This is a genomic window from Candidatus Egerieousia sp. (assembly GCF_056211015.1).
On sequence record NZ_JBAELF010000078.1, the window covers coordinates 14890 to 35424 of the forward strand.

Consider the following 20535-nt stretch of genomic DNA (forward strand, 5'->3'; position numbering starts at 1 on the left):
TAACAAATAACAAGAATCAATTATGGCAAATCCTACATTAAACCAGAGCATTTTCCAGAAATTGCGTACCGAAAGCTACAGTGAGTCAATGACCATCAAAGGTACAATGGCCAAATCCCTCCTGCTGCTTGTAATCATCATGCTGGCCGGAGGATATACCTGGAAAATGTTCTACGGCGCTGCAAATCCGAATGCAACAATGCCTTATCTCTGGGGAGGACTCATAGTAGGTTTCATACTTGCTATGATCATTTCATTCAAACCAAAGACAGCTCCATACCTTTCTCCAATATATGCAGCGGCGGAAGGACTCTCCCTGGGTGTTGTAAGCGCCATTTACAATTTCTCAATCAATCCTGAAGGAACATCCAGCCAGATGGGAATTGTTCTTCCAGCAGTGGCAATAACCCTTACCTGCGCATTCCTCATGTTCATTCTGTATAACACAAGAATAATCAAGGTCAACAACAAGTTCAGGAAAATAATAAATCTTGCATTGATAAGCATATTGGTATTCTATGCAGGAACAGCAATAGCATCATTGTTCGGTGCAAATGTTTCACTGCTTGTTGGGAACAGCCCTCTGAGCATTGGAATCAGCGTTGTAATATGTGCAGTAGCTGCTTTCTCCTTGCTCACGGACTACGATATGATAGAGCAGGGAGCAATGTACGGAGCTCCGAAATATATGGAATGGTACGGTGCGTTCGCTCTTATGGTTACCTTGGTATGGCTTTATCTTGAAATTCTGAAACTTCTTGCAAAAATTTCAGCAAGAGAAAGATAATTTTACTATATTTGCGCCTGCTTTTATAAAAGTTATTTATCACCAAAATTTCAAAGAAATGAAGAAAGGTATTCATCCCGAAAGTTACCGTCTTGTAGCTTTCAAGGATATGTCAAACGAGAACGTTTTCATTGTACGTTCATGCGTTAACACAAAAGAAACACTCGAAGTTAATGGTCAGACTTTCCCTTGCGTAAAGCTTGAGATTTCCAACACATCTCACCCATTCTACACAGGTAAGATGAAATTGGTTGACACAGCCGGTATGGTTGATAAGTTCTACCAGCGTTACAAGAAGAACAAATAATGTAACACCATTAACAAGGAATAAAAAAGCGGTTGAAACTTCAGCCGCTTTTTTATTTTTAACTGAAATTATCAGTAATTTTGTAGTATATGGAACAAAAGGCAAAAGACAGACTGATAGAACTTGCTGCGGCCTACAACAACACCAGATACTTCAGGAATGACCCTATAATCTTCCCGAAGCATTTTGCTGTTCTCTGCAGTGATTTCAACTGCAAATATGCTGAGCATGACCTTTCTCTGGTTAATGACAGCAGTTCCTGCAGCACCAGTGCAAGACAGGTTTGCAGGGAGGATGTGGAGATCAGTGCTATTCTTGCAGCACACCTGGCCTGGGGCAGACGTGATATGATTGTAAGGGACTGCAACAGAATGTTTGATGCAATGAACTGGAAACCGTTTGAGTATGTGATGAACGGCAACTGGAAAAGCAATGATTCATCACTGCACAGAACCATAAAATGGAGCGAGTTCGCATTTATTTGTTCCAACTTGCAGCGTTTCTTCAAGAATGGCGGTAAATCCCTTGAAGAGCTTGACCAGGCAGAAACAAGAACTGAAATATACGGCCAGAAAACAGACCCGAACGCCGCAAACAAGAAGATTAACATGATGCGCCGCTGGATGGTAAGGGATGATGGCATAGTAGATCTGGGGCTGTGGAAAAACACGTGCAAAAAAAGCCTGATAATACCTCTTGACGTTCACGTTCACAGAACTGCAATGGAACTCGGACTCACCAATCGTAATTCAGCCAACCTGAGAACTGCAATGGAAATAACGGAGGCGCTCAGGGAAGTATTTCCAGAAGACCCCTGCCTGGGAGATTTCGCACTTTTTGCCTGGTCCGTAAGCCAGCGTGAAAGCAAGGAGAACAAAAACCAGAAAACAAATACTTTATAAGATGAAAAGAATATATTCAGCAATCGTATTGATTCTAGTCTGTCTGTTTACAAGTACAAACAGCCATGCTCAGATCACTTTTTCGGCGGATTTTGAAAATGCATCATTGCAGAAAGCCGAACTCGTTGGAATGGATAACATCACATCCAACGGGCAGAGCAACGTCACTGTTTACAAGTACGAAATAGAAGCGCAGGTTGACCCGCTGAATCCAGTTGACACATCGCTCGCTCCAAGCAGCAGATGGTTCCACTTCCTCATAAAGAACTGCAAAGGTCAGACAATCAACCTCAAGTTCACCAATTCAGACCCTACAGGTGCCGTATATTCATACGATGGTGTGAAGTACATCCACTTCAATGAAGAGGAAAGAGTTGGCAGATTCAATGTTCAGAAGACATTCGAAAATGATTCCGTATACGTAGCATACTATGTTCCATACACCTACTCAAAGCTTATGAAAAGAGTTCACGAATGGAACAGGAACGAATGTGTGTTACTGAGCGGCATAGGTCAGAGCACCAGAGGCCTTGAAATGCCGCTGCTCATAATCACCGATGGAATAAAGGGAATCTCAAACAAATACAACGCAGGCAGCAGCGAAATCACAGAACAACTTCTGAAAAAGGCCTGCAAGGGAAAGAAGATAGTGTATATACACGGAAGAGTACATCCATCGGAGTCACCAGCAAGCTGGAACCTTGATGGTATCATAGACGGAATAACAGCTGACAGCCGGATGGCAAAGGAACTCAGGGAGAAGGCAGTATTCTTCATTCTTCCTTTCACTAACCCCGATGGCGTTGCTGGCGGCTGCTCTAGAAGCAATATGGAAGGAATCAACCTTGAAATCAACTGGGCAAGAGGAAATGACCAGACAGCTGTTGAGGTAAAGAACATGAAACGTTTCCTGAACTCACTCCTTTCAAAACACAGGATTGACCTCGTGCTCAACATGCACAGCCAGATTGACAACAGTGCTACATTCTGGGTACATTCAGCAGAATCAACCTCGGATGAATGTTTCCGCAAGCTTATGCTCATCTGCAGCACAACCACAAGCGGCAATCCATATTTCAACAACGACGAGCTCTCATACAGCGGCTGTGCGGAAAGATATATGGAAGGATGGTTCTGGAACCAGTTCAAGGAAAGGACTCCGGCCATTACATTTGAAACACCGTACGGATATTACCATCACGATTCAACCGGAGTATGGGTGACAACCGACAACCTCCGCAAAATGGGAATGGAAAACAATCTTGCATCAATTATGGACTATCTGCAGATAAGTACATCGGACAGAGTTCTGCTTCCGGCACCGAACAGCAAGAAAGGCCTGAAGGCTATAAGGACTGACCGCTACGTGACTTTCACCGGCAAGGTGATGGCAACAAGGGATAACGCCAGAAAGGCTGAAGCAAGCTATAAGATCAAGAATCTGAAGCCAGGCAGCTACAATGTATATGTGTGGGTCCCAGGCAAGGTCAACGACAAGGACGAGGCTGGCACCAACAGATGGAAACTGGTTGACAGCATCACCAATACATCTAACGGGGAATTCGTTTATAAATACGAACTGAAGGACATGTCCGAGAACCCGGACGCCTTGCTTCTCATCAGAAAATAGCATCAATGGATTATCGGGAATATCTTGAACTGTTTAAAATAAACACCAACGATGTGAATAAAGTTCTGCAGACCGCTCTCTCACAGGGAGCACGGTTTGCAGACCTTTATTTCGAGTACAGCGTTGCCAACTCCCTGACTCTCAAGGAGCATATTGTAGGGAACGCCGCAAGCCACCAGGACTATGGAGTAGGCATCAGGGCCGTAAAGGGTGAATGCACAGGTTATGCATACGCAGAAAGCACGGAACTCGAGGACATGCTCCGCGCCGCCAGGGTGGCAGCCAGCATTGCGGATTCAAACAAAAATCTTCCACTTGCGATAGGTATACAATCCAGATATGACTTCCAGCAGGTAGGCAGGCCGGCAGTTTCTCCCTATCACATTGAAAAGGGATGGGATGAATATACAGTAAAACAGAAAGTTCCTGTACTTCAAACACTTGAAAAATCAATATTCAGCAAGGGCGATGAGTTTGTAAAAGTGATATGTTCACTCAGGGATTCGCTCACTCATGTTCTATATTTCAACAGCGAATCCGAAACTTTCTTCGATACAATGCCCATGGTAACGCTGATTGCACAGTGCGTTGGTCAGAAAGACCGAAAGATTGAGAACGGTTCCTGCTCCAGAAGCTTCCGCTGCGGATTTGAGATGCTCACCGATGAACTGATTGAAGAAGTTGCCAGCCGGGCGGCCGCACAATGCAGCTTCATGTTCACTGCAAAGCAGCCCAAAGGGGGCGAAATGCCAGTTATTCTGGCATCAGGCGCTTCCGGAATACTCCTGCACGAAGCTGTTGGCCACGCATTTGAGGCTGATTTCATAAGAAAGGGAACATCCATATTCACTGATTCGCTTGGAAAACGGATATGCAACAAGGGAATCAATATTGTTGACAGCGGTCTTGTACAAATGAACAGAGGCTCGCTGAATTTTGACGATGAAGGCATTCCTTCACAGGAAACATATCTTGTAAGGGACGGCGTACTCGAATCATTCATGCATGACAGAATATCGGCGAACTATTTCGGTGTGAAAAGCACGGGCAACGGAAGGCGCGAGGATTTCCGCTTCCCTCCTATCCCAAGGATGAGATGCACATATATGGAAAGCGGAGACTGCGAGGAAAGCCAGGCCATCGCAAGTGTAAGGAATGGAATATATGTGGAAGATTTCTCTAACGGGCAGGTTCAGATTGGGGAAGGTGACTTCACTTTCTTTGTGAAGGCCGGTTATCTTATTGAAGACGGGCATCTGACACAGCCGGTAAAGGATATCAATATAATCGGCAACGGGCCGCAGGTTCTCAAGGATATTACAATGGTCTGCAACAATGCTGAAATTGCAAATTCATCCTGGGTTTGCGGCAAGGAACAGCAATGCGCCGTGAGCTGCGGAATGCCTACTGTATCCGTATCAAGATTGATAGTAGGAGGAGATTCTTAAAATATTTATGATAATCATTTAATGATGAAAGATATTGAAAAGGATATTGCAGGCTTAGCGCTGGAAAGTGCATTGAGAAATGGTGCGGACGCCTCAAGAATAGTCCTGAGCAATGGCATAAGCAATACGTTCGAAGTGTGCGACGGCAAGCTGGAGAAGATCATAGGTGCTGCGGACAGAAGTCTGGGCATAGAGATTTTCAGCAACGGACATTACGGAAGCTTCTCAACCAATATGCTTGATGAACAGAAATTGGAGGACTTCGTCAAGGAATGCATAAGTACTCTTGAATATGTTGAGAAGGACAGATTCAGAAAACTGCCTGAAAAGAGATACTATTTCAAGGGACAGAGCCAGGACTTTGGACTCAATGACAGTTCATTTGAGTTTACAGGCCCGGAAAGGAAAAAGGCAATTGCTTTCGCCATATTTGACGAAATGAAGGACAAGGAAGGTCTTGTTTCGGCAAGCTCCTCTTTCTCGGACCTTTATTATAGCGAATATATTCTTGATTCCCAAGGGTTCTCAGGTCTTTCCGAATACACAAGCAGTACGGTTTCAGCAGAATGCACCTTGAAGGATGGTGACAGGAGGCCGCAGTCATACTGGTTCGCTTCATCGCCTTTCTTCAAGAATCTGGAATGGCAGGGATGCGGTGAAAAGGCATATCGGAGGACAAAGGCAAAGACAGGTTCAAGAACTATCGCCAGTGGAAAATATAGAGTGAAGATTGATACTCTGGTGGCTCAGAATATGATAAAGCCGATGGCGGAGGCTCTCAGCGGGGCATATCTGGCGCAGAACAATTCATTTCTGCTCAACAGGCTCGGAAGCAAGGTTTTCAGCAGCAAGTTGAGCATTCTTGATCTGGCTGTGATGCAGGGCAGGACATCGTCAAGACTCTGGGACAGTGAGGGGCTGGAAGTAAGGGACTGCCTGATGATAGACAAAGGCGTGGTTGCAAAGGAATATCTGAGTACATACGAAGCAGCTCAGATGGGCAAGGAACCCACAGTGGATGAACCTACCATCCTTTCCATCAAGCCTTTCGGCAATGCCAACCTGGTCGATGGCATATTGATTACAGGCTTCAACGGGGGCAACTGCAATACAGCTACAGGTGATTTCTCATACGGCATTGAAGGATTCCTCATTGAAAACAATGAAGTCATAACAGCCGTTTCCGGTATGAATTTCAGCGGTAATTTGGTAACTTTGTTCAATAATATATGTGCAGCAGAAAACGATGCTCTGGAATTCAGGAGCTGGGATATACCATCTTTGGTTTTCGAGGACTGCAACATAAACGGAAACTGATTATAATCAATTGATTGGAAGAAAATTATGGCAACAGAAGACAACAATGGAAGTGTAAGGATGCCTTCGCTTGGCATTTCAATAATACCAATAGCCGTACTCATTCTGCTCATGGTGGTCTGCGCCCTGTGTTTCGGTGACAGCTTCACCGAGGGCCCTTCGCAGCTGAGCCTGCTCACTGCAACACTGGTTGGCGGTGTCATTGCAATGTTCAAGTACAAGGAGAAGTGGGAGACAATTGAAAACGGCATACTTGACAATATCTTCAAGATGGGAAGCACGCTGTTCATCATACTTATGATAGGTGCTCTCACTGCTTCGTGGATTCAGAGCGGCGTTGTTCCAACAATCATTTATTACGGTCTGAAAATAATAAGTCCAAAGATCTTCCTCTTTGTTGCCTTTCTTTTCACGGGTATCATTTCAATACTGATTGGAAGTTCCTGGACAACCGTTGGAACAATAGGTATTGCAATGCTCAGTGCAGGCCAGATTCTTGGATTCTCCGACGGATGGCTTGCAGGAGCAATCATTTCAGGTGCATATATGGGTGACAAACTCAGCCCGCTTTCAGATACAACCAATCTGTCGAGTTCAATTGCGGGCGTGAATCTGTATGACCATATCAAATACATGCTCTACACGGCTGTACCAACATTCATACTCAGCGCCATCATTTTCTTCATTGCCGGCACGCAGATAAGCGGAAGCAACAACGTTGATGTTGCGGCACAGTGCGAGGAAATAGCAAGTACATACAACATAAGTCTATGGCTGCTTATCATACCGGTAATCACAATAATCATGATATGCAAGAAGATAAGTCCTTTCATCACACTGCTTTCTTCAGCGCTCCTCGGAGGTGTTGCAATGGTGCTTTTCCAGCCTCAGATTTTTGTTCAGATTGCACCTGACGGACTTGCTTCACAACTTGGCGGTGGATTCCTCGGCGAACTTGGCTGCGGATTCTACGGCATTTTCAAGGTGCTCACCTGCCCTGTGGATGTCCAGGGACCCTCACAGATAATTGCCAAACTTACAAGCACTTCAGGCATGAGCGGAATGATGAATACAATATGGTTGGTTCTGAGCGTTTCTGCTTTCGGCGGAATGCTTGATGCAACAGGTTTCCTCAAATCAATCACAAGCAGGATGATGCAGCATTTGAAGACCGCACCTCAGCTGGTGGGTTCAACCTTGCTCAGCTGTATTGTCTGCAACTTCATAATTGCCGACCAGTACATTGCAATTCTTCTTCCTGGAAAGATGTACAGCAAGGCATACAAGGACCATGGTTTCAATCCGGAACTTCTGAGCCGTTCGCTCCAGGACAGCGCAACAGTGACATCCGTGTTCGTTCCGTGGAACACCTGCGGCATTTTCCAGTCAGCAACGCTTGGAATGTCACAGCTGGTATTCGTGCCTTACTGCTTCTTCAACATACTCTCCCCTATCATCTCCTACATTGTTGCAATCATAGGCTGGAAGATTACCAGGAACGGCAAGCCGGTGGGACTTATGGCAAGGAAGGCTGCGTGATTATAGCGTTACATCAACGATTGAACCTATGAGCCTGCGGTCGTAAGGGCGTTCAACCTTTATGTAATTACCTGTGTATCCGTACATCATGCCACCTTTCTTGGTGGATTCGAACAATACTTTCTGAGTTGTGCCCTTAAATCGTGCAACATATTCAGCATAGAGTCTGTCACACAGCTCAAGCAAGCGATGTGTACGTCTGGTTTTTATGCAGTCCTGTACTTGAGGCATAAGTGCGGCAGGGGTGTCTGCACGCATTGAATATGGAAATACGTGAATGAAAGCCGGTTGGATCCTTTCTGCAAGGAAATTGTAGCATTCCTCAAAACATTCGTCGGTTTCGGCAGGGAAGCCTGCAATCACGTCAATTCCAAAGAACACATCGCCCATTATCTCACGTATCATATCAATCTTTGAGGCAAACATTGTTGTGTTATAACGCCTGCGCATTTTTGCAAGAACAGCATCGGAACCGCATTGTAAAGGTATATGGAAATGCGGCTGGAACTTTGTGCCGGAAGCAATCCATTCAATGATCCCGCGTGTAAGCAGGTTAGGTTCTATGGATGAAATCCTGTATCTTTCAATGCCTTCTATATCATTCAAAGCTTTCAGAAGGTCAAGAAGGCTCTCTCCTGTGGTTCTGCCGAAATCTCCTGTGTTCACTCCGGTAAGAACTATCTCCTTCACACCTTTTGCGGCAATTTCCTTTCCCTGCTTCACCAGCAGTTCTATTGGCAGATTCCTGCTTGCGCCACGTGCAAAAGGAATTGTACAATAGGAACACCTGTAATCACATCCGTCCTGAATCTTCAGGAAAGACCTGGTCCTCTCGCCCTGGGAATAAGCAGGAAAAACGCTGTTTACGTCTGTGATATTGCAGCTGAATATCTGCTTATGAACAGCAATATCATTATCTCTTTGTGATTCTGTAAAAGTTGAAGTGTTGCAAATGCTGTTAAATTTGCCATTTGAATCAAAATATTTGTGAACAATACTGTAGATTTCTCCCTTATGCTCGATTCCAACAACAATGTTCACCCCCTCAATCTCACTCACTTCCTTGCTTTTCAATTGTGCAAAGCATCCTGTAACAACGATAACTGCCTCGGGGTTGATTCTGTGCAGCTGCCTTATGTGCTGGCGGCATTTCTTGTCTGCATGCTCCGTTACGGAACAGCTGTTCACTATATACAGATCAGCCGCTTTTGTATATGCTGTGCGGATGTATCCGTGCGATTCGAACTCTCTGGCAATGGTTGAACTTTCACTGAAATTCAACTTGCAGCCCAAGGTTATTATTGCAAAACTCCTGCTCATTTTCAATGCTCAATTTTCTCTGGTATCGGTGCGGATCATGATTAAGAAAATCACAAGCTACAGGTGAAGGATGAAGAATCAACGACACCTGGAAGCGGTGGATTCAACTTGGTAAGCTTTATGCAGACATGCTTGAACTCAGGCATTTCCTTCTTTATTCCACTTGCGATGGTTTGACATAGGCACTCAAGCAGATTCTTTCTCTCCGACATACATTTCGCAATTATTGAATAAACTTTTGAATAGTCAACGGCATCTTTCAAATCATCACTGAACTCCGCCTTGCTGCTGTCATATTCCCCGCTGAAATCCACAATATATCTTCCTCCAGCAAGCTTCTCGGTATCACAGCAACCGTGATACCCGTAAAATTTCATTCCGTTAAGTTCAATCTTTCCCATAAATCAATATTTCGAGACACATTTTCGGCCACATTTTTGGCGATTTTGTGGCCAAAAACACCATTTTCATGCTTCCAGGCCACATTTTCAGTGATTTTGTGGCCAAAAACAAAATAATCAGGCGAGCAATAGAAAAACTGCGGGCATTTTGTCCAGAGGCTGCGCGCCATCCTTGATTGAGGACTTCCACTGCGCAACACTTTTGGTAACAATACTCTCCCTGTCACCGGTAATGTCAGAAGCAACGCATATCCTTGTGCGAGGATTGCATACCGATATAAGATCGTTGAACAACTGATTGTTCCTGTATGGTGTTTCTATTATTATCTGCGTCTGTTTCAGCGAAGCCGAGACCTTTTCTATCAACTTTATCTTATCACGCCTCTGTTCCGGTTTTGCAGGCAGATAGCCTGTGAAGGCGAAGCACTGTCCATTGAGACCGCTTGCCATCAGAGCCATCATCAGTGAAGAGGGACCTACCAGGGGAACTACCTTGATTCCGTTCCTGTGAGCGGCTGCAACAAGCAGCGCACCGGGATCGGCCACTGCGGGAAGTCCTGCTTCGGATATTACTCCGATATCATTCCCTTCCATCGCCAGTGTAATATATTCATCTGCCAGCTCAGGTTTTGAATGCTCGTTAAGTTCGTAGAAATTCAGAGTATCTATCTTCCCTTTAAGCCCTGCTGCCGAGAGGAATCTGCGAGCCGTACGTATTCCTTCAACAACAAAATGTTTGATATCAGGTATGATATCCATTACTCTGCGCGGCAGGACTTCATCAAGAGCTCTGTCAGAAAGTGGTGATGGAATGAGATATATGGTTCCTTTTGATTCAGACATATCTATGGTTATGAAACTACTCATCAAGTTAATCGCAAAAATAGTGAAAACTCTTCAATTTTTGTCGTTGCTTGAAATTTGAAAATACTCTTTGAAAGGATATATATAATTAGTAATTTTGTAAAAATAATATATATATGAAACGGAAGCTTATTGATATTCCAGAAGAGGTATTCTCCATCCTTTCACAAAAGGCAATGTCTCAGGGGACCAACCTTAAGAAGTTCATAGAACAATTACTTGCGCAGGAAGCTGAAAAATCGGAAGAATACTGCAAGCCATACCGTTTCAGCATGAAACGCGAACCTACCGATGCTGAATTGGCCCACGTTATGGAAGATGCTGCACGTAACGCCGTATTGGAAAATGAGAAAGCGGAAAAGCTGTATTTTGAAAGCTTTCAATTCAACCGGAAAAATATATGAACGATAGAAAACCAGTCCTGATAATAATTGCCGGCCCGAACGGTTCAGGGAAGACAACAATCACCAGACAGCTTCTTCGGCATGAGTGGGGCGAGGATTGCATTTATATAAATCCCGATGATGTAGCCAAGGACAGATATGGTGACTGGAATTCGAATGAAGCTGTGATGAAAGCGGCAAAATATGCAACTGAATTGCGATACTCTCTTCTGGAAAAAGGAGAAGATTTCGTATTTGAAACAGTTCTGTCGGCGGAAGAAAAAGTTGATTTCATAAGAAAGGCTAAAGAGCTAGGGTACTTCATAAGGGTGTTCTTCGTTTCCACTTCCTCCCCGAAAATCAATGCTGCCAGAATAGCCGGGCGATATATGGCAGGCGGTCACACAGTGCCCATTGACAAAATCGTGAGCCGGTATGCAAAATCCATAGAAAACTGTGCACGCATAGCCAGGATTGTGGACAGGATGTACATATACGATAATTCGGCGGAGAATATGCCGGCAAGATTAATGTTCAGGATAGCGGACGGCCGCTTACATAAACTTTATATAAAAGAGCTTCCAATCTGGTCAACAGGTATTAAGAACTGTGTAAAAGACAGAAATGAAAATGAATAAAGGAAAGATAACATTGCTGGGAACAGGAACATCGTCCGGTGTACCTATGATTGGCTGCGACTGTGAAGTGTGCAGGTCAAAGGACCCCAGGGACAGCAGGCTGAGATGTTCAGCATACGTTCAATATGCAGGTTTCAACATACTCATTGACTGCGGCCCGGATTTCAGGCAGCAGGTTCTCAACAACAATCTCAAGGAATTCGACTGCGTGCTTCTGACACATCAGCACAAGGACCATACAGGCGGCCTGGACGATGTACGTTCGCTGAATTATTTCACAAAGAAGCCGTTCAGCATATTCGCGGAGCCAAGGGTGCTTGAAGGTCTGAAGCTTGAATACTCATACGCATTTGCAAAGGAAAAATATCCCGGTGTGCCTGAATTCGACATTCATCTGATAGGCAGCAGACCCTTCACCCTGCACAAGACAATAAAGGCAGGAAAGGTCCTGCCAAATGGTGAAACAGCCGCTCAGGACACTGAAATCTCACTGGAAATCACACCCATAAGGGTATATCATTACAAGCTACCCATCCTGGGCTTCAGAATAGGCAATCTGGTGTATATCACCGATGCCAAGACAATTCCGGAGGAGGAGTTCATCAAGCTTGAAGGAGCCAGCGTGGCATTCCTGAACTGCATACGCTACACAGAGCATATCTCCCATCTTTCCCTTCCACAGGCGATAGATATTTTCAGAAGGATTGGTGCAAAGCGAAACATCCTGACACACCTCTCCCACCAGATAGGCACACACGCACAGCTCACATCATACCTGCAATCACTTCATGGCATAAGCATTGAAGCCGGCTATGACGGTCAAGTGATTGAATTTTAACACTTGGTATATAACTAAAAAGGACCGGCCAGAATTCTTTTTGGTCGGTCCTGTCTTTCTTTAAAGTCATATATCAGTTGCAGCCGCCGCATCCGCAGTCACCGCTGCTGCAGTCTCCACCGCCACAGCCGCCGCAGCTTCCGCAACCTCCACCACACTGACTTGATCTTTCACCGAAGAGTCCGTTTGCAAGCTCCTCGGATGTTGCCTCACGTATTGCTTCAACCTTGCCTGCAAAATGCAGTGACTCGCCTGCGAGAGGATGATTGAAGTTCATTACAACTGTATCTTTCTTTACCTCATCAATGGCTCCGTTGAGTCTGTTACCCTCTGAATCCTGCATAGGAAGTACATTGCCTACCTTGAGGACGTCCTCCTGAATCTTGCCGTCAACCTCAAATATGGATTTAGGAAGTTCAACAATAGCATCAGGAACAACCTCACCGTATGCATCCTTTGCGCAGAGAGTGAACTCGAATGTATCACCTACTGTCTTGTTCTTTATGTTCTCCTCGAATTTAGGGAGAAGATAACCGGTTCCAAAAATGAACTGCATTGGCCTTTCAGCAGTTACTGTTTCAATGATATCGCCATCAACTTCCAGGGTATATGAAAGTGACACTACCTTGTTAAGCTCAATTTTCATGTTTTTATTGCTAATTTTCAAATGGATTATGCAAAAATACGCTAAAATTGATTATGAGGCAAATTATATATTTCGAATGTAGCGGCAGGCACTGGAATATGAAAAAGCTTTGCCAAGGAAAGGCAAAGTTTTTCAGATGAAGTGACTGCCGCAATCAAGCGTAAAAATGAGCCTTGAGAGCTATCCTCTCGGCAACCGCTACACCGTCAAGAGCGGAAGAAACTATACCGCCGGAATACCCCGCCCCTTCTCCGCAAGGATAAAGTCCTGACAGGGAAACGTGCTCCATTGTTTCCGGATTGCGTGGAATCCTTACAGGTGAGGAGGTTCTTGACTCCACTCCAAGAAGGAGCGCCTCGTTTGTGGCATAACCGCGCATCTTGTTATTGAAATCCTTGAACGCCCTGCGCATTCTTGATGAAACGTGCTCCGGGAGGATTTTGTGCAAAGGAGCGCTCACGCATCCCGGATGATAGGAACTCTTTGGCAGGTCCCTTGAAATCTTTCCGTTCACGAAATCCATAAGCCTCTGCGCAGGAGCCTTTATTGAATTGGAAACATCGAACATTGATTTTTCAACGTCTTCCTGGAACTTAAGCAACTGCAGAGGTCCGTAGTTATTGTATGAAGGGATATCGCCAGGTTCTATTGAAACAACTATTCCGGAATTCGCCCAAGGGGAATTTCTTCGTGAGTTTGACATACCGTTAAGAACCTGTGTACCGGGTTTGGTAGCGGAAGGTACCAGAATACCGCCGGGGCACATGCAGAAGGAGAACACTCCCCTGCCGTTTGCCTGAGTTACAAGCTGATATTCCGCAGGCGGCAGTGTTGGATTGAATCTGCCTTTGTACTGTATGTCATTGATAAGCGACTGAGGATGTTCGGCCCGCACACCCAGTGCAAAGCCTTTTGCCTCAATGTCCCAGCCCTTGTCATAGAACATATTGTATATGTCAGATGAGCTGTGCCCCTGCGCAAGAATAAGATAAGGTGCCGTGAAGACCTTTGTGTCACCTGTGCTGAGCACATCAACCTTCACGCTCCAGTTGCCTTCTCCTTTGATAATATCTGTAACCCTGTGTTCGAAATGTACCTCACCGCCATGTGCTATGATGGCTTTGCGCATGTTCTCTATTATTCGCGGCAGCTTGTCGGAACCTATATGTGGATGAGCGTCAATTAGGATGGATTCGGATGCCCCGAATTCAACGAATCTGTACAGGATGCGCCTGATATCTCCTTTCTTTGTTGAACGTGTGAAGAGCTTGCCGTCTGAGAATGTTCCTGCGCCGCCTTCACCGAAACAGTAGTTGGAATCTTCATTCACAACGCCGCTTGTGCTGAGCAGAGCCATATCAACAGCCCTCGAATGAACATCCTTGCCTCTTTCCAGGATGATTGGTTTGATACCTTTTTCCAGTAGAGTCATTGCAGCATACAGACCTGCAGGTCCCATTCCCACTATTATCACGCACTGCGATGGATCCTTCACATCCTGCAGCTCTGCATTCCTGAAATGTTCCACAGGTTCCTCTCCATCAAGCCCCACCTGAAAACGATAGCGGTAAAGTATCTTTGGGCCGCGGGCGTCAAGAGAACGTTTGAGTATCTTGATCTCCTTTATTTCTGAAGGCTTGATGCCTATGATCTTTGAGGCGCGCTGCGCAAGGAAAGCCTCGTTGACTTCCTTTGAAGCGGGAATGCCAAGTTCAATTTCGCGCATTTTTCGAATCTGAGGAATTTATTGTTTTACTATCGCTGTGGAAAAATGTCAATGCATGTCAGCGGCACGGGAGATAGGTGCAGCATCAAGTGAGGTTCTGAAGCCAGCCTTGTATTTGAAAAGGCCGCTGATGGCTATCATTGCTGCATTGTCGGTTGTAAACTTGAATTCCGGAATGTATGTGTTCCATCCACGTTTGATACCTTCGGCAGCTATGCGTTCACGTAGTTCGGAGTTAGCTGAAACACCGCCTCCAATGCAGATTTCCTTGATTCCTGTCTGACGTACTGCCTTTACAAGTTTGTCAAGAAGAATGTCTATGAGAGCGCGCTGGAAAGATGCGCAAATGTCCTCCTTGTTCTGCTGAACAAAATCGGGATTATCCTTCAACTGATCACGCAGGAAATACAGCAGGGAAGTCTTGATGCCGCTGAAGCTGTAGTCAAGAGCCGGCATGTGAGGTTTGGCGAATGCGAATCTGTGAGGATTACCCTGATGGGCAAGCTTGTCAATAACAGGGCCGCCCGGATAGCCCAATTCAAGCATTTTTGCACATTTGTCAAATGCCTCTCCTACAGCATCATCAATTGTATGTCCGAGAATTTCAAAATTGAGATAATCGGTGACCTTGACTATCTGTGTGTGGCCTCCTGAAACAAGAAGAGCCAGGAAAGGAAATGACGGATGTCTGTTCTCCTTGCCTTCCTGCTTGATGAAATGGGAAAGAATATGTCCTTGAAGATGGTTGACTTCAACCAGTGGCTTGTTACAGGAAAGGGCAAGTCCTTTGGCAAATGATGTTCCAACAAGAAGGGAGCCAAGCAGACCCGGGCCACGGGTGAAAGCAATTGCATCTATCCGGTCCATTGTAATTCCGGCCGCTTTAAGAGCCCCGTCAACACAAGGGAGAATGTTTATCTGGTGGGCACGGGATGCGAGTTCAGGAATTACTCCTCCGTAGATTCTGTGAACCTCCTGACTGGCCATTGTGTTGCTTAGAAGATATTCATCCTTGATTACGGCAGCTGAAGTATCGTCACAGGATGATTCAATGCCAAGAATATATATACTCATAATAGTTTTCAATCCATTTATTTTGCAAAAATAAGCAGAAAAAAAGTAATTTTGTAAGATGTACAGGATAAGTTGAGCATCTTGGGTACCAAATTGAAACATATCATTGAGGAAGCGGCTAAAGTAATCACAGCAATTGTGCTCGGCGCAATGCTGCTTATGCTCATTGCTTCCGTTCTGATCCAGCTCCCCTTAATACAGAACAGAATCTGCCGGAGAGTTATAAACGAACTAAACAGCCAGATAGATGGACAGGCTAATCTGGAAAGAATATATTTTGTCTTGCCCAACAGAATAGTGGTCAAGAACATATCAATTGTATCACATTGCCCTGACTCCTTATTGTGCGATTCTATTCAGCAGGCAATGAATATGAGCGACACCCTTGTGGCATGCCATAAATTGTCAGTAGCGCTTTCCACACGAGACATATTGAAAGGTAAGCTTGGAGCAAACAGGCTTGAGCTGGACAATGGTGTTTTCAACCTGAACAGTGAAGAATTGAGAAGCACCAATCTTGAAAGAATCTTCAAGATGGAAAAGAAAGCAAAGGAGGAAAAAGAAAAATCGGGCCTTGCCCTTGCGCTGTCCAAACTTAAGCTGAGCAGGTTCAGATTCACTCTGAAAAATCCTTTCAAACCTCAGATTACGGCGGATTCCCTGATAGACTGGGCTGATTTGAGATTGAACAACATTGATGTTGATATTAAACATATAAGATTAGAGGATGAGGTCCTTACTGCAAGAATACTGAGAGTTAAATTCAGAGAAGCCAGCGGCTTTGAATGCCGGAGCCTGAGCGGGAAATTGACATTGGACTCGGAACTTGCCGCCATCAACGACATGCTGCTTTCAGATAACTGGTCAAGGTTGAAGATGGATTATTTCAGGCTCCGGTATAACAGTGCCCATGCGCTTGCAACTTTCACGGATTCCGTTTCCATTGAGGCAAAATTCAACGAAACGGTATTCTGTATGAGGACACTGAGAAAATTCTCCCCGAACCTTCCTTTTTGCTCCGGAACATATATATTGTACGGTGTAGCCGATGGACCTGTCAGACACATGAGAGGAAGGGATATGACAATAGAGAGCCTCGACGGCAACGTAGACATGAAGTTCTCGTATGAGATAAAAGGCTTACCGAAAATCAGAGAATCAGAGTTTGATATAAAGCTTGCCAATACCGGCATAACTGCGGAAGGCTTTGCAGAATTGCTTTCCAATTTTTCTGACAGCAAAGGGCTCTCTGCAATCGGACGGCTGACACCGGGAACAATGTATAAGGCCAATCTATACATGAAAGGTCCACTTGACAATTTCACTGCCGGAGGCACAATCAGTTCCGAGCTTGGAGATATTATCACGGATATCGCTGTAAAGAATCTTATAAGTGCTCCCAAATACGACATATCAGGAAAGGTTATTACCGACAGGCTGAACCTTGAAGCGTTTACAGGAAGCAAAATGCTTGGCATATGCAATGCGAGGGCATATTTCAATACGGAAATAGTAAAGCATTCACAGAACAAAATGCTTATTGGCATAGACAGCATATTCGTGTCACAGTTTGGATTGGGCGATTACACATATTCGGACATAATGGCAGCCGGTCTCTATAACGGAAACAGCTTTGACGGAAGAATCATCTGTCACGACCCCAACCTGAATCTCATGTGCCAGGGAGTGTTTGCACTCAACCCATTGAAATCCGGGACTGTCAACGGACAGATGTATGAATACAAGGCATATATGACCGTTCCATACGCCAACCTTGCTGAACTTCATATTATAAACAGGGATTCAATGGCCGTTGTATCATTCACAACGAATGCGGAAATCAGCGCAATGCCGGGCAGGTTCCTCTTTGGAAACATAAACATAAGCAAAGCCCGTTATGTCAATGAGCACGGAACACACAGGCTGGGAGATATTGAAATGAATTCTAACGCCGTAGGAGACAAATATACAGCCTCCATTAACTCCTCATTCGCAAAAGGCGGATATCAGGGCGATGTTGACATAGTTGAATTCATTCAGGGAATTATTGCAAAGAACCTGTACAGTGAGATACCTGACATTGGAGGCATCAAGGAGACAAGAGAAAAGCTTGCTATTGATTCTCTTATCAAAAAGGATATGAGTGGCACACTGACACTGGAATTCGGCGAAACAAGCAGCTTCTTTGCAACCGTCTGTCCGGAAATCAGGATGGAGAAAGGTGCCAGATTCTCCGCGGAAATAAATAGGGACGGTCTTTGCACCGCAAGCTTCAATGGAAAAGGCATCTCCTATGGACACAATATTCTGTATTATCCTTTGATAAAGCTGGACAACAAAGACGATAAAACCAGTCTGAATGTCATAACCAGCGAAATTCATACTCCTGTACTTAAAATGGAAAGAGCCAACGTAAATTTCATTGCGGACGAGAACCATATATATTCAACCTTCCGGTTCAGGAGCGATTCCACAAGCAACAATAGCGCATACATAAATGCAATTGCTTCATTCGAAGGGGAAAGGAAAAAGATAAATATAAACAAGGATTCATATATAACTCTCAAGGGCGGACGATGGAATTTCGGTGACTGTTCAATGTTGATACAAGACGGTACTTCATATCTGAACTCATTTTCCTTAACCAGCAATACGCAGTCCATAAATGCAGGAGGAGTACTTGGTAAAAAGATAGGTGCCGACGAAAAAAGGGATTCACTTTATGTTGAGATGAACAGGTTTGATCTGAACATTCTAAATTCATTACTTACAAGATCCATAGATTTCCAGGGCCTTGTTTCAGGCAGGGCGGAATATTCGGATATATCCGGCGAACCTGAAATGCTTCTGGACATTCATGCAGATTCACTCTCCATATACAGATATCCTATAGGGAAGATTGACATAAGCAGCAACTATCTGTCTGACAAGAACATTTATGCTCTGAGCCTTATCAACCATCTTGAAAGAAATACAAAGCTCAATATGAAAGGTACTTATGACCCCGCAAACAATTATCTGGATGTCGGTGGTGGAATGCATGAACTTTCAGCCTCATTGATAGAACCTTTCATATCGTCTCTTTTCTCGGACATCAAAGGAAACATAAGCGGAGAAATCTCCATCAAGGGTCCGGTAAAGAACCTGAAGGTTGAAAGCAGGAATTTCAGGATAAACGGTTTCAACGGACTGTTCAACTTCACTAATGCACGTTACACAATAGATGGCCCTGTAACAATCAATGAAAAGGAGATTAAGGCCAACAATCTCTCTATCAGCGATGGCTTGGGTGGAAGAGGAACGATAAATGGAGGAGCAAGGCACAATCTGTTCAGCAACGTTCAGCTTGACGCCAGAATAAAGCTTGAAAACATTCTCGGGCTTAATACAGGAATGTCTGACAATCCTCAGTATTACGGAAGAATCTTTGCCAATGCGGACATTGACATAACAGGAACCCTGGATAATATAAACCTCAATCTGAATGTAACGCCATCGTCACATTCATCTCTGCACATTCCTCTGGCAAGCAGTTCAAATGCCGTTTCAAGCAACCTTCTTACATTCAGGAAGGAAGAATTCGATGACAGTTCCGATGACATATTCTTCAATACGGTGGAGGTGAAGAAAAGAAATGAAAAGTCCAACATAAGCGTGAACCTCACGGCCAACGCCAACCAATTGGCCGATGTGTATATTGAAATCAACAAGGAAAGAGGAGACATTCTGCACGGAAATGGAGATGGTGTAATCAATATCAATGTGAACCCATCCAAGGACCAGTTCACCCTGCTTGGAAACTATACCATCAACGAGGGTGACTACAAGTTCGTGTTTGACAACATGGCCATTGCATCCAGAACCTTCAAATTGAAGCAGGGAGGAAGAATCAATTTCAACGGCGGAGTCAATGACATAAATCTTGACCTGGAAGCCGAATACAATACCAAGGCAGCTGTAAACACACTGATTTCAGATACTACAGGAATTGCGAGCAGAAGACCCGTGAACTGCGGAATAGGCATCAGAGGCTCATTGAGCAATCCTAACATCAAAGTCAGGATTGACATTCCCGACCTTGATCCTGCAACAAAAGTGAGAGTTGAAAGTGCGCTGAACACTGAAGGCAAGGTTCAGAAACAGTTTGCGGCACTTCTGATATCAGGAGGTTTCGTACCTGATGAAAGTTCAGGAATCACCAACAATTCAACCCTGCTCTATTCCAATGCTTCTGATATAGTAAGCAATCAATTGAACGGCATACTCAAGCAGCTGGGCATTCCGCTGGACCTTGGCCTGAATTACCAGCCGGACCAGAGAGGCACGAACATATTTGACGTTGCTGTATCAACTGCCTTGTTCAACAACAGGATTCTTATCAACGGTAATATAGGCAACACCAACCGTGCGGCTGATGACCGTGACGTGATTGGAAACATTGACGTTGAAGTCAAGCTTGATGAAAACGGTAAGATACGCCTCACATTATTCTCACATGCCGCCGACAGATATTCCAACTATCTTGACAACAAGCAGAGAACAGGAATAGGTTTCAGCTATCAGAAGGAGTTCAACAACAGACACGATTTCTTCACCAGGCGCACAAAGGAGCAGAAGGAACAGGCCAGACTCAGGAAAATCCGCGACAAGGAACGCCGCAGGCTTCTAAAGGAACAGAAGAAAGCCGCAAGGAAGAAAGCAAGTATTGAATAGTT

Annotated in this window: 17 protein-coding genes; 11 read left to right on the forward strand and 6 right to left on the reverse strand. The window is 44.7% G+C overall.

From position 1 onward, the window contains the following. Positions 1–22 precede the first annotated feature (22 nt). The 7 genes from AC06L3_RS05690 to AC06L3_RS05720 all read left to right on the forward strand — a co-directional run bounded on the left by AC06L3_RS05690 (position 23) and on the right by AC06L3_RS05720 (position 7930). Positions 23–787, forward strand: coding sequence for a Bax inhibitor-1/YccA family protein (locus AC06L3_RS05690; RefSeq protein ID WP_475669658.1), 765 nt, complete (start codon positions 23–25; stop codon positions 785–787). A 58-nt stretch (positions 788–845) separates the two neighbouring features. Then, entirely contained in the window at positions 846–1094 is a 249-nt protein-coding gene (locus AC06L3_RS05695) for a type B 50S ribosomal protein L31 (protein ID WP_475669659.1), read from the forward strand. Between the two features lie 89 nt (positions 1095–1183). Next, the gene (locus AC06L3_RS05700; protein ID WP_475669660.1) at positions 1184–1996 is read left to right on the forward strand and encodes a TIGR02757 family protein; all 813 of its coding nucleotides are present in this window, start codon (positions 1184–1186) and stop codon (positions 1994–1996) included. 1 nt (position 1997) lies between these two features. Then, complete coding sequence (locus AC06L3_RS05705) at positions 1998–3626, forward strand: M14 family zinc carboxypeptidase (protein ID WP_475669661.1); 1629 nt, start codon at positions 1998–2000, stop codon at positions 3624–3626. A gap of 5 nt (positions 3627–3631) precedes the next feature. Further along, positions 3632–5074, forward strand: coding sequence for a TldD/PmbA family protein (locus AC06L3_RS05710; RefSeq protein ID WP_475669662.1), 1443 nt, complete (start codon positions 3632–3634; stop codon positions 5072–5074). Between the two features lie 21 nt (positions 5075–5095). After that, positions 5096–6391 carry a TldD/PmbA family protein gene (locus AC06L3_RS05715; RefSeq protein WP_475669663.1) on the forward strand — a complete coding sequence of 432 codons (1296 nt, stop codon included), beginning with the start codon at positions 5096–5098 and terminating at the stop codon, positions 6389–6391. A gap of 27 nt (positions 6392–6418) precedes the next feature. Next, on the forward strand, positions 6419–7930 hold the full coding sequence (locus tag AC06L3_RS05720; RefSeq protein ID WP_475669664.1) for a Na+/H+ antiporter NhaC family protein: 1512 nt from the start codon (positions 6419–6421) through the stop codon (positions 7928–7930). On the opposite strand, the gene mtaB is transcribed toward AC06L3_RS05720, so the two are convergent. The 3 genes from mtaB to AC06L3_RS05735 all read right to left on the reverse strand — a co-directional run bounded on the left by mtaB (position 7931) and on the right by AC06L3_RS05735 (position 10494). After that, positions 7931–9250 carry a tRNA (N(6)-L-threonylcarbamoyladenosine(37)-C(2))-methylthiotransferase MtaB gene (gene mtaB, locus AC06L3_RS05725; protein ID WP_475669665.1) on the reverse strand — a complete coding sequence of 440 codons (1320 nt, stop codon included), beginning with the start codon at positions 9248–9250 and terminating at the stop codon, positions 7931–7933. A gap of 50 nt (positions 9251–9300) precedes the next feature. Further along, complete coding sequence (gene folB / locus AC06L3_RS05730) at positions 9301–9651, reverse strand: dihydroneopterin aldolase (protein ID WP_475669666.1); 351 nt, start codon at positions 9649–9651, stop codon at positions 9301–9303. 117 nt (positions 9652–9768) lie between these two features. Then, a complete protein-coding gene (locus tag AC06L3_RS05735; protein ID WP_475669667.1) occupies positions 9769–10494 on the reverse strand; it encodes an SAM-dependent methyltransferase in 726 nt (241 codons plus the stop codon). A 137-nt stretch (positions 10495–10631) separates the two neighbouring features. Between AC06L3_RS05735 and AC06L3_RS05740 the strand changes: the two genes are divergently transcribed. Genes AC06L3_RS05740 through AC06L3_RS05750 form a run of 3 tightly spaced genes read left to right on the forward strand, consistent with a single transcriptional unit; the run spans position 10632 to position 12374 of the window. After that, positions 10632–10919, forward strand: coding sequence for a hypothetical protein (locus AC06L3_RS05740; protein ID WP_475669668.1), 288 nt, complete (start codon positions 10632–10634; stop codon positions 10917–10919). Further along, a complete protein-coding gene (locus AC06L3_RS05745) occupies positions 10916–11536 on the forward strand; it encodes an ATPase (RefSeq protein ID WP_475669669.1) in 621 nt (206 codons plus the stop codon). Before AC06L3_RS05740 ends, AC06L3_RS05745 begins: the two co-directional genes overlap by 4 nt. Beyond that, complete coding sequence (locus tag AC06L3_RS05750; protein WP_475669670.1) at positions 11523–12374, forward strand: MBL fold metallo-hydrolase; 852 nt, start codon at positions 11523–11525, stop codon at positions 12372–12374. Before AC06L3_RS05745 ends, AC06L3_RS05750 begins: the two co-directional genes overlap by 14 nt. Positions 12375–12447: 73 nt before the next feature. On the opposite strand, the gene AC06L3_RS05755 is transcribed toward AC06L3_RS05750, so the two are convergent. From AC06L3_RS05755 to tsaD, 3 genes are all read right to left on the reverse strand, one after another. Further along, on the reverse strand, positions 12448–13020 hold the full coding sequence (locus AC06L3_RS05755) for an FKBP-type peptidyl-prolyl cis-trans isomerase (RefSeq protein WP_475669671.1): 573 nt from the start codon (positions 13018–13020) through the stop codon (positions 12448–12450). Between the two features lie 154 nt (positions 13021–13174). Further along, positions 13175–14746 carry an NAD(P)/FAD-dependent oxidoreductase gene (locus AC06L3_RS05760; protein WP_475669672.1) on the reverse strand — a complete coding sequence of 524 codons (1572 nt, stop codon included), beginning with the start codon at positions 14744–14746 and terminating at the stop codon, positions 13175–13177. A 48-nt stretch (positions 14747–14794) separates the two neighbouring features. Continuing rightward, positions 14795–15820, reverse strand: a complete 1026-nt coding sequence (gene tsaD / locus AC06L3_RS05765; protein ID WP_475669673.1) for a tRNA (adenosine(37)-N6)-threonylcarbamoyltransferase complex transferase subunit TsaD — start codon at positions 15818–15820, stop codon at positions 14795–14797. A gap of 93 nt (positions 15821–15913) precedes the next feature. Here tsaD and AC06L3_RS05770 point away from each other — a divergent pair, with 93 nt between their 5' ends. Then, entirely contained in the window at positions 15914–20533 is a 4620-nt protein-coding gene (locus AC06L3_RS05770) for a translocation/assembly module TamB domain-containing protein (RefSeq protein ID WP_475669674.1), read from the forward strand. The last annotated feature ends 2 nt before the right edge of the window (positions 20534–20535 follow it).

What these genes read in the sequence shown, in the direction of transcription:
- AC06L3_RS05690 (WP_475669658.1), top strand. Translation starts at nt 23, where the DNA reads ATGGCAAATCCTACATTAAACCAGAGCATTTTCCAGAAATTGCGTACC.
- AC06L3_RS05695 (WP_475669659.1), top strand. Translation starts at nt 846, where the DNA reads ATGAAGAAAGGTATTCATCCCGAAAGTTACCGTCTTGTAGCTTTCAAG.
- AC06L3_RS05700 (WP_475669660.1), top strand. Translation starts at nt 1,184, where the DNA reads ATGGAACAAAAGGCAAAAGACAGACTGATAGAACTTGCTGCGGCCTAC.
- AC06L3_RS05705 (WP_475669661.1), top strand. Translation starts at nt 1,998, where the DNA reads ATGAAAAGAATATATTCAGCAATCGTATTGATTCTAGTCTGTCTGTTT.
- AC06L3_RS05710 (WP_475669662.1), top strand. Translation starts at nt 3,632, where the DNA reads ATGGATTATCGGGAATATCTTGAACTGTTTAAAATAAACACCAACGAT.
- AC06L3_RS05715 (WP_475669663.1), top strand. Translation starts at nt 5,096, where the DNA reads ATGATGAAAGATATTGAAAAGGATATTGCAGGCTTAGCGCTGGAAAGT.
- AC06L3_RS05720 (WP_475669664.1), top strand. Translation starts at nt 6,419, where the DNA reads ATGGCAACAGAAGACAACAATGGAAGTGTAAGGATGCCTTCGCTTGGC.
- mtaB (WP_475669665.1), bottom strand. Translation starts at nt 9,250, where the DNA reads ATGAGCAGGAGTTTTGCAATAATAACCTTGGGCTGCAAGTTGAATTTC.
- folB (WP_475669666.1), bottom strand. Translation starts at nt 9,651, where the DNA reads ATGGGAAAGATTGAACTTAACGGAATGAAATTTTACGGGTATCACGGT.
- AC06L3_RS05735 (WP_475669667.1), bottom strand. Translation starts at nt 10,494, where the DNA reads ATGTCTGAATCAAAAGGAACCATATATCTCATTCCATCACCACTTTCT.
- AC06L3_RS05740 (WP_475669668.1), top strand. Translation starts at nt 10,632, where the DNA reads ATGAAACGGAAGCTTATTGATATTCCAGAAGAGGTATTCTCCATCCTT.
- AC06L3_RS05745 (WP_475669669.1), top strand. Translation starts at nt 10,916, where the DNA reads ATGAACGATAGAAAACCAGTCCTGATAATAATTGCCGGCCCGAACGGT.
- AC06L3_RS05750 (WP_475669670.1), top strand. Translation starts at nt 11,523, where the DNA reads ATGAAAATGAATAAAGGAAAGATAACATTGCTGGGAACAGGAACATCG.
- AC06L3_RS05755 (WP_475669671.1), bottom strand. Translation starts at nt 13,020, where the DNA reads ATGAAAATTGAGCTTAACAAGGTAGTGTCACTTTCATATACCCTGGAA.
- AC06L3_RS05760 (WP_475669672.1), bottom strand. Translation starts at nt 14,746, where the DNA reads ATGCGCGAAATTGAACTTGGCATTCCCGCTTCAAAGGAAGTCAACGAG.
- tsaD (WP_475669673.1), bottom strand. Translation starts at nt 15,820, where the DNA reads ATGAGTATATATATTCTTGGCATTGAATCATCCTGTGACGATACTTCA.